At 71.0% G+C, this 12562-nt stretch carries 14 protein-coding genes; 5 read left to right on the top strand and 9 right to left on the bottom strand.

Annotated features, from left to right (window positions below):
- Positions 1-387 precede the first annotated feature (387 nt).
- Positions 388-909 carry a DUF2244 domain-containing protein gene (locus AAHG09_RS25440; RefSeq protein ID WP_342110288.1) on the bottom strand — a complete coding sequence of 174 codons (522 nt, stop codon included), beginning with the start codon at positions 907-909 and terminating at the stop codon, positions 388-390.
- A 20-nt stretch (positions 910-929) separates the two neighbouring features.
- Between AAHG09_RS25440 and nth the strand changes: the two genes are divergently transcribed.
- Positions 930-1709 carry an endonuclease III gene (gene nth, locus AAHG09_RS25435; RefSeq protein WP_342110280.1) on the top strand — a complete coding sequence of 260 codons (780 nt, stop codon included), beginning with the start codon at positions 930-932 and terminating at the stop codon, positions 1707-1709.
- Between the two features lie 196 nt (positions 1710-1905).
- Positions 1906-2700: a phosphoribosylaminoimidazolesuccinocarboxamide synthase gene (gene purC / locus AAHG09_RS25430; RefSeq protein ID WP_010684691.1), complete on the top strand. Its 795-nt coding sequence runs from the start codon at positions 1906-1908 to the stop codon at positions 2698-2700.
- Between the two features lie 6 nt (positions 2701-2706).
- Here purC and AAHG09_RS25425 read toward each other — a convergent pair whose 3' ends face one another.
- From AAHG09_RS25425 to AAHG09_RS25410, 4 genes are read right to left on the bottom strand one after another with little or no spacing between them, the layout of a single operon-like run.
- Entirely contained in the window at positions 2707-4491 is a 1785-nt protein-coding gene (locus AAHG09_RS25425; protein WP_342110279.1) for a glycosyltransferase, read from the bottom strand.
- Positions 4488-6524: a glycosyltransferase family 2 protein gene (locus AAHG09_RS25420; protein ID WP_342110278.1), complete on the bottom strand. Its 2037-nt coding sequence runs from the start codon at positions 6522-6524 to the stop codon at positions 4488-4490. The genes AAHG09_RS25425 and AAHG09_RS25420 overlap by 4 nt, the downstream gene beginning before the upstream one ends.
- Entirely contained in the window at positions 6508-7161 is a 654-nt protein-coding gene (locus tag AAHG09_RS25415; protein ID WP_342110277.1) for a hypothetical protein, read from the bottom strand. The genes AAHG09_RS25420 and AAHG09_RS25415 overlap by 17 nt, the downstream gene beginning before the upstream one ends.
- 23 nt (positions 7162-7184) lie before the next feature.
- Positions 7185-7727, bottom strand: a complete 543-nt coding sequence (locus AAHG09_RS25410) for an invasion associated locus B family protein (protein WP_412760091.1) — start codon at positions 7725-7727, stop codon at positions 7185-7187.
- A gap of 189 nt (positions 7728-7916) precedes the next feature.
- Between AAHG09_RS25410 and AAHG09_RS25405 the strand changes: the two genes are divergently transcribed.
- A complete protein-coding gene (locus tag AAHG09_RS25405; RefSeq protein WP_342110287.1) occupies positions 7917-8291 on the top strand; it encodes a hypothetical protein in 375 nt (124 codons plus the stop codon).
- Positions 8292-8327: 36 nt separating this feature from the next.
- Here AAHG09_RS25405 and AAHG09_RS25400 read toward each other — a convergent pair whose 3' ends face one another.
- From AAHG09_RS25400 to AAHG09_RS25390, 3 genes are all read right to left on the bottom strand, one after another.
- Positions 8328-9059: a M48 family metallopeptidase gene (locus tag AAHG09_RS25400; protein ID WP_342110275.1), complete on the bottom strand. Its 732-nt coding sequence runs from the start codon at positions 9057-9059 to the stop codon at positions 8328-8330.
- 102 nt (positions 9060-9161) lie between these two features.
- On the bottom strand, positions 9162-9713 hold the full coding sequence (locus tag AAHG09_RS25395; protein WP_342110286.1) for an A24 family peptidase: 552 nt from the start codon (positions 9711-9713) through the stop codon (positions 9162-9164).
- A 182-nt stretch (positions 9714-9895) separates the two neighbouring features.
- Entirely contained in the window at positions 9896-10060 is a 165-nt protein-coding gene (locus AAHG09_RS25390; RefSeq protein WP_342110274.1) for a Flp family type IVb pilin, read from the bottom strand.
- A 317-nt stretch (positions 10061-10377) separates the two neighbouring features.
- Between AAHG09_RS25390 and AAHG09_RS25385 the strand changes: the two genes are divergently transcribed.
- Together AAHG09_RS25385 and AAHG09_RS25380 are read left to right on the top strand one after the other, a co-directional pair.
- Complete coding sequence (locus AAHG09_RS25385; RefSeq protein WP_342110273.1) at positions 10378-10866, top strand: pilus assembly protein N-terminal domain-containing protein; 489 nt, start codon at positions 10378-10380, stop codon at positions 10864-10866.
- A gap of 111 nt (positions 10867-10977) precedes the next feature.
- Positions 10978-11625, top strand: coding sequence for an RraA family protein (locus AAHG09_RS25380; protein ID WP_342110272.1), 648 nt, complete (start codon positions 10978-10980; stop codon positions 11623-11625).
- On the opposite strand, the gene AAHG09_RS25375 is transcribed toward AAHG09_RS25380, so the two are convergent.
- Positions 11601-12521 carry a LysR family transcriptional regulator gene (locus AAHG09_RS25375; protein WP_342110271.1) on the bottom strand — a complete coding sequence of 307 codons (921 nt, stop codon included), beginning with the start codon at positions 12519-12521 and terminating at the stop codon, positions 11601-11603. The two genes, AAHG09_RS25380 and AAHG09_RS25375, sit on opposite strands and share 25 nt — an antisense overlap.
- Positions 12522-12562 lie beyond the last annotated feature (41 nt).

Raw genomic sequence — 12562 nt, 5'->3', positions numbered from 1 at the left:
ACCCGTCGGTGAGCTCAGAAAGAAGAACACAAGATCGGCACAAGTCTACTCACGCCAGACCCTAAGGCCTGGCCGCAAGGACAAACGCCGCCCGCGTCTCCCTTCCTCAATTCCAACTTGTCAAAGAGCACCTCGGTATCCCGAGGCTCATCAGAGGCAAACAGAGGCCCGCCCGGCTACTTCGCCGGCCAGTCCCGCCGCTTGTCAGAAGATGGCTCAGCGCCCGGTCCACTTCCGCGGCCGGCGCCGATGAACCGGGGTATAGATCCACCATCCCGACCCGTCAACGGCTTTGTTCAAGGCTGGGTCATTTTTTCGATCCGGCCCGGGCGCGGGCCCTGGCGGCCCCCCTCACGCGATCTGCAGCGTGCAACCGAGAAGGCGTGTTCAGTAGCCCTTCTTCACCTGTGCCAGCGCCGCACTCAGACCCTGAGCTACACGGGCGCGCTCGTCCGGGCCGGCATCCCGAGCCACAAGTGCCTGCTGCCGGCGCGACACCAGGGTCAGGCGCTGAAGCCCGTACTCGTCGTCCTCCACCGTCTCGATCTTGGTCCAGAGCGGATTGAACCGCCACTCGCGCCGCTCGCCCCGGTGGCTGACCCGGGCGAGCAGGATCTCGATCTGCGAGATCATCACCTCCTCGAAGGAGCGCCCGCGGCGGGCGCTCACCTTCAGCGCCGCGTAGATCGCCAGCATGTCGAGGCCGAAGAAGCCGGCGACCGGCCAGAACCCCATCCGCCACGCCCAGACCGAGACCGTGAGCGAGACCGCGCAGCAGCCGGTCATCACCACGCGGAAACCGAGCCGGCTCAGCGACTGGTGCGGCCGGATGGTCGCCGCGAACACGGGCCGATCCATCGAATCGGGATCGAGGCCATAGGGATGGACGGATGGATTGCCGCTCGCCATGCGATCCATATAACGCGCTCATGCCCGCCAGAAAGACATCCACTCCCGTGACGGATCGCGCCGCGCGCGGGCCGGCGAAGCGGAGCAAGGCCGCCGCCACCGGTCGGCTCGCCGGTCCGATCCGACCGGCCGTCACCGCGCAGGTCGATACGGTGCCGGACGCCGTCGATTCGGAGACCCTCGCGGAGATCTTCCGCCGGTTCCAGGAGGCCGAGCCGGAGCCGAAGGGCGAGCTGCATTACGTCAACCCGTTCACCCTGCTGGTCGCGGTGGTGCTCTCGGCCCAGGCCACCGACCGGGGCGTCAACCTCGCCACTGGCCCGCTCTTCGCGGTCGCCGACACGCCGGAGAAGATGCTGGCCCTCGGCGAGGAGCGGGTCCGCGACTTCGTCCGCACGATCGGCCTGTTCAACACCAAGGCCAAGAACGTCGTCGCGCTCTCGCGCATCCTCATGGAGCAGCATGGCGGCGCCGTGCCGGCGAGCCTGGAGGCGCTTCAGGTGCTGCCCGGCGTCGGCGCCAAGACCGCGAGCGTCGTCCTGAACATCGCCTTCGGGGTTCCGCGGATCGCGGTCGATACCCATATCTTCCGGGTCTCGAACCGGATCCCGCTCTTCGTCGGCACCACCACCGACAAGGTCCAGGCCGGGCTCGAGGCGATCGTCCCGGACGCCTACCGCCTGCACGCCCATCACTGGCTGATCCTGCACGGCCGCTACACCTGCAAGGCGCGCAAGCCCGAATGCCCGCGCTGCGGCATCGCGGATCTCTGTCGATACCCGTCCAAGACGACGGCGTGATGGCATCCGGGGCCCGTGCGGGACGTCCTCCGCAATCCCGTCCCGCGGGCTAACGCGTTGTGCTGGCAACCCGGTTCGGCTAGTTTGGCGCCCGGTCGCCGGGGCCGTCGGGCAGAGGCCGTCCGGCTGCCCGACCTCGCGTCCGGTCGCCGCGCCGCGGATCCTCCCCATCGTTGCGCATCAGGAGCCTCGGCCCATGGACTTCCTCAAACCACGGTACACGCCTATGAACCGCCGCCGTCGCATCTACGAGGGCAAGGCGAAGGTCCTCTACGAGGGGCCCGAGCCCGGCACGCTCATCCAGCACTTCAAGGATGACGCGACGGCCTTCAACGCGAAGAAGCATGAGGTCATCGACGGCAAGGGCGTGCTGAACAACCGGATCTCCGAGTTCGTCTTCCAGCACCTCAACGACATCGGCGTGCCGACGCACTTCATCCGCCGGCTCAACATGCGCGAGCAGCTGATCCGCGAGGTCGAGATCATCCCGCTCGAGGTGGTGGTGCGCAACGTGGCGGCCGGCTCGCTCGCCACGCGGCTGGGCCTGGAGGAAGGCACCCAGCTACCGCGCTCGATCATCGAGTTCTACTACAAGAACGACGCGCTGAACGACCCGATGGTCTCCGAGGAGCACATCACGGCCTTCGGCTGGGCGACGCCCCAGGAGATCGACGACATCATGGCGCTGGCGATCCGCGTCAACGACTTCCTGTCGGGCCTCTTCCTTGGCGTCGGCATCCGGCTCGTCGACTTCAAGATGGAGACCGGCCGCCTCTGGGAAGGCGACATGATGCGCATCGTCGTGGCCGACGAGATCTCCCCGGATTCGTGCCGGCTCTGGGACATCAAGTCCTCCGACAAGCTCGACAAGGACCGGTTCCGGAAGGATCTCGGCGGCCTGATCGAAGCCTATACCGAGGTCGCCAAGCGGCTCGGGATCATGTCGGAGAACGAGAAGGTGCAGGGCGGCGGGCCGCGGCTCGTCCAGTAGGCGCGCTCAGGCGGGCGGGCGGCGGACCGACGCCGGCCCTGCCGCCGGAAAGTCCCGGCGCAGGCGCGCGTGGGTCGAGAGGTCCGGGTCGAAGCCCGGGTGATAATGGGGGTCCTGCGCCAGCAGCGGCCCCCATCGCGTTTTGAGGGCCGCGATCTCGCGGGCGTGCCGGGCCCGGGCCTCCGGGGTCCAGCGGCGGCTCGCCGCCTCCCGGTGGTGGAGCACCGCCTCCGGGACCAGCAGCGTCCGGTAGCCGGCCGCGTTGAGGCGCAGGCAGAGATCGACGTCGTTGAAATCGACCGCGAAGGCCGCGTCGTCGAAGCCGCCGACCGCCCGGAATTTGTCCGCCTCGACGACCAGGCAGGCCGCCGTCACCGCCGAGACCGCGTGCGTGGCCCGCAGCGCCCCGCGATAACCCGGGGCGTCCCCCGGGAAATGCCGGTGCCCGTGGGTGACGAGGCCGCCGGTGCCCAGCACGATGCCGCCGTGCTGGATCCGGCCCTCGCCGTCGAGGAGCTTGGCGCCGACGGCACCGACCTCCGGGCGCAGGGCCTCGCAGGCCATGAGGGTCAGCCAGTCGGGCCGGAACGCCTCGACGTCGTTGTTGACGAAGACCAGCAGCCGGCCCCGCGCCCGGGCGGCGGCGGCGTTGTTCATGGCGGCGAAGTTGAACGGCCCGGGACAGGGCACGACATGCCCCCTCCCCTCTCGTTCGAGCGCGATCAGGTAGGCCAGAGTCTCCGGCTCGCGGCTGTCGTTGTCGCAGACCAGGATCTCGATGGACGGCCAGTCGGTGCAGGCCCGCAGGCTGTCGAGGCAGGGGCGGAGCAGGTCGAGCCGGTCGCGGGTCGGCACGATCAGGCTGGCGAGCGGCGGCGGATCCGGGAGCGGATGGTCCACGCGCAGGAGCCCGTCCGGCGCCACGATGATGCGGGCCCCGGCGCGGCCCGTACGATAGAGATGAGCCTCCACCACGCGGTGATGGATCTGGCCCCCCTCCCCTGCCCTGTGATGTTCACCCCTTTCAGGCTGAAGCGCAGGTCCCCCTCTCCCCGCTTGCGGGGAGAGGCCCGCACGGACCCCGTCGTCCGTGCGGGCAGCGAAGCGGCCGTGAGGGGGCGGCTCCGGAAGAGGCTCGTCCGTTCGAGCCCCCTCACCCTCGGCTGCCGCCTCGCCGCGCTCCCCGACAAGGGGGAGACGCGGCCCTCTCCCCGCACGCGGGGCGAGGGGATCGCCGTCCTCACGCCGAATCGATAAAATCTCCGGCAGATGGCCGATGGCCCGCGGGCCGTGCCGCTCGGCGATGCGGAACGCGGCATCGGCCGGGGTGAGCGGGCGAAAATCCGGATCGAGGGCAGTCTGCCGATAGGCCAGGACGGGGCCGAGGTCATCGAAGGCGGCGAGCCGGTCGGCGTCGAAGACCGGCAGCAGGAGCGGTAGCACCGGACCGCCCGGCCGCGCCTGTACGAGGGCGTCGCCGTAGAGGGCCTGGAGGCTGGGATCGGCCGCGAAGGCCGCGGCGATCCGCGCGGGGGCGCCGGCCACGAGGGTGCCGTTGCCGATCAGGCGGATGTCGTCGCCCGGCGCCTCCGGAGCCGGCGGAAAGCGGTCGAGGATCCGTCTCGGGAGGGCGAGCCGGTGATCGATGCCCACCAGCGCCGCGAGCCTCTGCCGGGCGCGCAGGCGCTTGCCCGTCAGGCGCGCCCAGAGGATCGCGCCGGCCTCGCGGGGATGGCCCAGGATCCGGCGCGCCGCGTCGGCGAGGCCGCGCCGGGGGGGGCGGCGTATCATTCCAGATCCTCACCGAAGGTCGTGAGCGACAGGGCGGGATGGTAGAACGGATCGTGCCGGATCACGTCGCGCCAGCGCTCGGAGAAGCGCGCGGCCTCCCGCTCGAACCGGGCGCGCTCGGGACCCACCGATGGGCCGCGGCTCACGGATTCGAGGTGGGCGAGGGTCGCGTCCGGGGTCCAGACGCTCTTCCAGCCGGCCGCGCCGAGCCGCAGGCAGAAATCGACGTCGTTGAAGTCGACCGGGAAGGATTCGGCGTCGAAGCCGCCCACGGCCTGATATTTCTCGCGTGACACCGCGAGACAGGCGGCCGTCACGGCGGAGACCTCGTGGGCGACCCGCAGGCGCCCGAGATGGCCCGGCGTATCCCCGGGGCGCCGCCGCAGGATATGGCCCGCCCGTCCGCCGAGCCCGACCACGACACCGGCATGCTGCAGGGTGCCGTCGCCGTAGAGGAGCTTGGCGCCGACCGCGCCGACCTCGGGCCGGCAGGCCTGCCGGACCATCGCGTCCAGCCAGCTGGGCTCCAGCACCGCCACGTCGTTGTTGAGGAGGACGATCACGGCCCCCGATGCCAGCGCGACGCCGTCATTGACCATCGCGGCGAAATTGAAGGGCTGCGGGTCGATCCGGATGCGAACGCGCGGATCCCGGCGCAGGGTCTCGTAATGGGCCAGCACCGCGGGGTCGGTGGAGCCGTTGTCGACGATGATCAGCTCGAGCGGCGCGTAGGCCGTCTCGTGCAGGACGCCGCGGCAGACACGGGAGATCAGCTCGAGCCGGTCGCGCGAGGGGATCACGATGCTGACCATCGGCGCGGGATCCGGCAGCGGCCAGAGCAGCCGGACGGCGCCGTTCCGGAGCGTGGCCGCCGGCGTCTTCAGGCGCGCGCCGAGGGCCGACACCCGGGCGGGCGGATCGAGGGGATCGGCTGCGTTGCGGGCGAGCGGGCGCGCGACATGGGCCACCCGCGCCCGCGCCGAAACGGCGGCGCTCTCAAGCGCCAGCTCCAACTGCACCATCGGCCCCAGGGGCGCCGGCAGGGATGCGGCCAGGAACGGGCGCGCGGCGAGCAGCGGACGGCCCGGATAGCCCGTCGCCAGGGCGAGGTCCGGGCTCCAGTCCGGCTTCAAGCGCGGCCTGCCGTCCGGCCCGAGGGCGTCGCCGTAGGCGAGATCCGCGTCGGCCAGCGCCTGCGCCAAGAGCGCCAGGGCATCGGGCTCCGGGATGTCCCCCGACCGCAGCAGGCACAGGGCGTCGGAGCGTGCGACGAGATCCTCCGGTCCGGCGCGCTCGTCCCAGCTTCGATGATCGGCGCGGGCATCGGGCGTACCGGGGACTGCTCCGTCCCAGACGACACCGATCGCGTCGGGGCCGTGCGTCTGCGCGTGAAGGGCGTCGAGGGTCGCGGCCAGGGCCGCCGGCTCGGCGGGATGGGAGAGAACGAGGCACCGAATTCGCAGGTTCGCGGACGCCATGGGGATCGGCCGGGTCCGCGCGGCAGCCCAGGCGTCGAACCGGGCGAGAGGCGTCACCGCGCAGGTCCCGCGCAGTGTATCGCGGTAGCGGCGCTCCGAACCGCGGGCCCGCTCGTAGAGCGCCCCGACGCAGCGCCAGGGGCGCCGCAGGAGACATTGCGCCAGGACGCCGATCTCGCGCCGGGCGCCGACCCGTTCCAGGGTGAAATCGGGCCCGGCGCAGAGGCGGATCTCCTGCGCATCCGGCGGGATCAGGCCGAGCCAGTGCGCGACGCCCTGGGACGCGCCCGGCAGAACGAAATCCTGGGGCGTCTCGCTTGAATGGCGCAGGACGCGCAGAACCGGGCGGCGCGGCGCCACCGTGGCGCCGTCCCGATAGCTCAGCACGACCCAGCCGGTCGGATGGTCCGGGAGAACGAGGCGGCGATCGAAGACCGGATCATCCGCCGGCTCCAGGCGGAATCGGGTCGCGCGGCCGGGCCAGAGTCGGTCGCGATAAGCGGCGGATGAACCCGAATCGACGCGGCGCGCCGCGGCGTCACTGGGCAGCGTCATCGCCTCCGCCCGGGGGCGCCTCGGCGACCGCGGGCTTCCGGCGGCGGGGCTTTGCGGCTTTCTTGCCCGTCGCTCCCTTGCCCACCGCACCGACGCCGACCGCGATGTCGTAATCCGCCGTCATCGCGGCGGGAACCGACAGCGCATCGGCCACGATGTTGGCGAAACCCTGCGCCTCACCGGGCCCGACGACGACACCCGCGCGCTCGACGCGGCTCACGATCACCTTGTCGTCGTGGCGGATCTGGAACGTGACCGGCACGTCGAACCGGCCCGGCGCCCCGGCCGGCCCGAGCAGAACGTTCACCTCGACCCCGACCTTGACGGTGATCGAGCCGTCCGGAAGCCGCGTGCATTCGCGGGCGAGGCGGGCGAGGGAGAATTGCGTGCGTACGTTCGCGCCGGCCATGGTGCGTGAGGCGGCGGCGCCGTCGGCAACCTCCACGGGCGGGCAATAGGGCGGATCGAGGCTCTCGGACTGCGACGGCGGGACCGTGGTGCCGCCGAACTTGAACAGGTTCGAGAAGACGTTGCCCTCCTCGGCCCGGGCCGGCACCGCGGCGAGCATCGCGGCGAGGGCGAGAAGCGCGGCGGCGGGCCGGCGCCGGCCTCCGAAGATGTCCCGTTCTCCGATCATCGCGCGGCTCCCGAGCGGCCCCGTCATTTCAGGCTGTCGAACCCGGCTGCAAAGCCCTTCATCGAGAGCGGGATGCCGACGCCCTCCTCGGGCGTCTGGAACACGATGAAGGTCGCCTGCGTGCCGCTCTTGAACTGGCGGATCAGGCCGTCATCCATCACCACCTCGGCGACGCAGCCGGTGGTGAGGCAGCGGACGAACCCGGCCCGGCCGATATCGGTCTGGTCGATCTTCAGGCCGAGGCCCGAGGGCAGGAGCACGCCCAGAGGCGCCACCACCCGCAGCAGGTAGCCGCGGTTATCCGCGGTCTTCAGCACGATGACCACCAGGGTCAGGTTCGGCCGGTCCTCGGCCGCGAGATACTGCACCAGGGCGCATTGCTCGGCCTTGGCGCCAGCGGGCGTCTCGCAGCGCAACTGCCAATCGTCGAAGGTATTGCGCACCATGCCCTGGGCCATGGCGGGCCCCGCGGGGGCGAGCGCCGCCGCGATGAGGGCGAGGACAACCGGCAGCGCGGCGCACCGAACTGCGCGCCGAAATCGAACGAGCCTCGCGTGAAGCGGCACCACCGATCCCTTCGGAACGCTCCGGCCGCCTGCGGGCGGGAGCCGTACAATCGGGCGTGTTGGGACCATGGCCGGCCCCGCGCTGTCAAGCGATCCGGGCCCTGTGTTGCGCGGCGGCGCTATCCGAACACGGCAACGCGATCTAGATAAGTGTCGGTCAGTCCTCAAGCGCCGGATTCTGTCGCCGTGATGCGTACGCTCGCCCTTTCGGCCGCCTGCCTGATGGCCGCCCTCACGCAGGCCGGGGCTCAGAGCCTGCCGGTCGGCGAGACCACCTATGTCGAGCGCTCACTCAATCGCAGCGATACGCTGATTATCGAGCATCCGCCTGTCGCGGTGAATCCGTACGGTCGTCGCAACGGGCAGGCGGCGATCGCGGGCTTCTGCCGGGAGGGAGGTTTGGTCCGTCGGCGGGACGCGTTCGACAACCCGGTGATCATCCGCCAGCGCGAGGTCTGCGACAGCGTCGCCCCCCGCACCCTGAACCCCGGCGAAGTCGATCCGCGGCCGACCTGGCCGGCCGACGCCATCGCCCGCGAGCGGGTGCTGCACTCCAAGGGCTGAAGCCCGGGGCTGCCTGACCGATGGATCGGGCAGCGCTCAGCCGTAGCGGTGAAGACTCGCGCCGTTCCGCTTGAGCCACGCCTCCGCGGCGTCCACGTTCGGGCAGAGTTCGCGCAGGAGCGCCCAGAACCGGGGTGAGTGGTTCATCTCCCGCAGGTGCGCCATCTCGTGGGCGACGAGATAGTCGAGCACCATCGGCGGAGCCAGGATCAGGCGCCACGAGAAATTCAGCTCGCCGCGCGCCGTGCAGGAGCCCCAGCGGCTGCGGGTGTCGCGCAGGGTCATGCGGACCGGCCGCTGCCCGAGGCGCGGCGTGTAGCGCTCGACCGCCTCCGTCAGGTCGCTCCGGGCCTCCCGGGCCAGGAAATCCCGGATCCGACGCGCCACGTGGGCAGGATCGCAGGCGACGGAGAGGACCGGCCCATCGGCCTCGCGCTCGACGCGCACGCCGCCCCGGGCGCCCCGCAGGCACACACGGTGTGGCTCGCCCCGCAGCGGCACGCTCGCGCCCGGCTCGAAGGTCACGCGTTCGGGAAGGCGGGCCAAGCGCGCGGCGATCCAGCCGGCATGGCTCGTCGCGAAACGCTGCGCGGTGTTCACGGCCGTCCGGCTCGGAAGCGTGATCACCACCTCGCCGGTGGCGGCCGACACCCGGAGGGTGATGCGCCGCGCGGTCGGACGCCGCCGGAGGGCGATGCGGAACCGCACGCCCTCGTGCTGGACCTCAAGGTGATCTGGATCGGGACGACGCAGCAGCGCGAGGGGCATGCCCAACTTCTAGCGGGGCCGGCGGCGGGGCTCCAGATCCCGGAACCCGCTCTCGATGCAGACCGGCGATCTCCAAGGGCCCGCGATAGCGCGTTCGGACGCTCAGCCCGCGAGCGCCCGGCTCCAGACATCCGTCTCGGGGAGGACGATGAGGGCGGCGGCGGCGAGCGCGATGCCGTAGGGAATGCCGGTCTTCGCATCGTGCAGATGCAGGGCGAAGGGCATGCGCGCGATCCGCATCGGCAGCGGATGGGCGCGCGCGAACAGGATCGCCAGGGTCAGGCCGCCGCCCAGCAGGGATGCGACGAGGAGATAATCGCCCAGGCCGTCGAAGCCGAGCCACAGGGCCGTCGCGGCGGCCAGCTTGGCATCGCCGCCGCCGATCACCCCGAAGGCGAACAGCGTGAACGTCGCCACCAGGATCGCGGCCCCGGCGCCGAGGTGGAAACCGATCTCGGTCCAGCTCATCGGCCCCGTCACCGCGAGCACCGCGAAGCCCAGGACCAGGGCCAGCGAGATCCGGTTCGGGATCAGCATGGTCAGCAGGTCGCTCGCTGCGGCATAGGCCATCAGGAACGGGAACAGCACGAGCAGGCCGAAGCCTGCCAGACCCAGACTTGCCATCTGAGAACTTGCGACGCCTGCACCGATCATCTCGGAGCCAACCTGCGATGCCTGTTGGTGGAACTGGTACGGGGCCGGGACCATCCGACCCTCGGAAGCCGTCTACGCGTCCGCTACGGCAGCGGCGGCCGGTCGAGAACGCCCCCGTCGGCTCATGCACGACAGGGGCGGCTCGGACCTGCCGCAGATCGTGGCCGTGAAGCCTCGACCCGTTACTGGAGGTTGCCGGAGATCTGGGTGAACTTGTTCGTCAGGTTGGTACCGACGGTCCGCAGGGCGGTGATGATGGCGACCGCGATCAGGGCCGCGATCATGCCGTACTCGATGGCGGTGGCGCCGGACTCGTCAGAGGCGAAGCGCGTGAACAGGCTCTTCATGAGGAACGATCCTTCGATCAATTCAGTGCGACCAAAACTTACGCGATGACCGACGAAGAATTTTCAGGTCTCGATCGGCGGCTCGCACAAACTGCCGATATCGCCTTGAAAATCGGTTAAACTCGATTTTGGTCGCACCAAGAACCTCATCGGCCGCCAGCGTGGTGAAGGTTCGGTTTCAGCGGTCGTGCGCCGATCCCGGTATCGCCTACAGGGCCGAGGACTTGGGTTTGCTTAGCGCTTCCTTCACCCGTGTCCCGTATCCACAGGTGCGGGCCTGGTCCCGTCAACCGACCGCTTCCACGGGAGCCTTTTCGATGCGCCGCACCCTGTCGCAGGCGGGCCGAGCCGGCCTCCTCGTCCTGATGATGAGCACCGCGGCGGTCGCGGCCGGCCAGCCCGAGCCGCTGCCGGTGGTGACCGTGCTGGTGGATAACGCCAAAGTGATCCGGCTGCCGGAGAAGACCTCGACCGTCATCGTCGGAAATCCGATCATCGCGGAGGTCACGCCGCAGAAGAACGGCGTGCTCGTCCTCACGGGCAAGAGCTTCGGGTCGACCAACCTGATCGCCCTGGACAATGCCGGCTCGATGGTCGCCGAGACGATGATCCGCGTGGAGGCCTCGCGGGACTCGACCATCACGGTCCAGCGCGGGCTCGAGCGGGAGTCGCTGTCCTGCACGCCGAACTGCCAGCCCGCGGTGCAGCTCGGCGACTCGGCGAACTATTTCGGCGCGACCAGCAGCCAAGCGGATGCCCGCCGCAGGCTCGCCACGAGCAGTGCCGCGCCGGGGGCCGATCGCTGACGGGCGCGGGACGCCGCGCGACAGCGCGCCCCGCTTGAGGCAGGATCCCGCGCCGACGCGCCCAACCCTTCAGGGTTCCGGCGACCGCGACATGGGAAGAGATCCGGGCCGATGACAGACGTTACGCACCACCCGCTGCCGCATCCCGTCGATCCCGGCCTGCTCGGCGCCTTCCGGGGCATCGCCACGGCGATGATCAGCGACTGCCTCGATCGCATGCCGGTCCTGGCGGGCCTGCGCCCCTTCCATCGCGGCGGCCAGCTGATCGGCACGGCCTTCACGGTCCAGGTCCGGGCGGGCGACAACCTCGCCATCCATCAGGCCCTCGAGGCGGCTCGGCGCGGCGACGTGATCGTGGTCGATGGCGGCGGCGACACGAGCCGCGCCCTCGTGGGCGACATCATGAAGGCGATCGCCGAGAGCCGCGGCCTCGCGGGCTTCGTCATCGACGGCGCCGTGCGGGACACCGACGCCTTCGCCACGTCCGATTTCCCCTGCTATGCCCGCGCCGCGACGCCCCGCGGCCCGTTCAAGACCGGGCCCGGCGCGACCAACCTGCCGGTCAGCATCGGCGGATGGACGGTCAATCCGGGCGACGTGGTGGTGGGTGACGCGGACGGGGTCGTCACCTTCCCGCCCGGGATCATCCCGAACCTGCGCGAGGCCGTGCGCGCGCAAGCCATCCGGGAAACGGAGGTGCTCGCGCTGATCCGGTCCGGCCGCTACGACGGACGCTACGCCAGGCCCGCGAACGGCTGAGGCGGACCCGCCGGATCGACGTCGCCCAGCCCCCGCCAGAGCGCGTCGGCCGCGCCGGTCCGGTTCGTCGGCGAGCGGAACAGCCTGATCTCCACCGGGACATCCAGCGTTTCGTGCCCCGCGCGGACGAGCTGCCCGCGTTCCAGCGCCTCGGCGGCGAGGGTCGCCGGCAGCCACGCCACGCCGTAGCCCTCCCGGGCCATGGTCAGGAGCGTGGCCGCGAGATGGGACGTGAAGACGGGTTCGCACGCCCCCGCGACGCCGCTCGCCGCCAGGATCCGGCCCAAACCCGAGGCGCTGCCATAGGCGAGATAGCGGGCGGGCTGCCCCTGGTCCGCGAGCGGCCAGAGCGGCGCGCCCGTCGCCGCGGGCGCGCAGAGCGGGACGAGGCTGTCCCGGCCGACGCGGACGGATTCGAAGCGTGGGTCGAGGCGCAGCGCGACGTCGGCGCGATGGTGGCACAGCAGGAACTGCACCTCCCCGGCGAGCATGATCGCCTCGCAGGCCTCCATGCTGTCGGAGATCAGGTTGAGGGCGCCGAGGGCCTCGAACTGCACGCGCTGCCGGATCCATCCGGGGAAGAAGGTGAACGACAGCGCGTGGGTCGCGGCGATCGCGAGGCTCGCCGCCGCCCGCTCGTCGGCCGCCCGGGCCTCCCGCCGCGCGCGCTCCAGGTCGCGGACCAGCGCCTCCGCCTGCGGCCGGAAGCCCTCGCCCGCGCGGGTCGAGATCGTCCCCTGCGCACCCCGGACGAACAGCGGCGTGCCGATCCAGTCCTCCAGGGCGCGGATCCGCCGGCTGAAGGCGGGCTGTGTGACGTGGCGGGCCTCGGCCGCCCGCGAGAAGGTCCCGTGCTCGGCGAGCGCCAGGAAATCCTTCAGCCAGTCGAGGTCCATGGGAGGCTCCGCGCCGGGGGCGGCCGATGCCGTCCGGGCAT

The organism is Methylobacterium guangdongense, assembly GCF_038442355.1.
Taxonomy (GTDB): domain Bacteria; phylum Pseudomonadota; class Alphaproteobacteria; order Rhizobiales; family Beijerinckiaceae; genus Methylobacterium; species Methylobacterium guangdongense.
The sequence above is the reverse complement of the archived record's forward strand: the minus strand, read 5'-3'. Positions and strand labels throughout refer to the sequence as shown.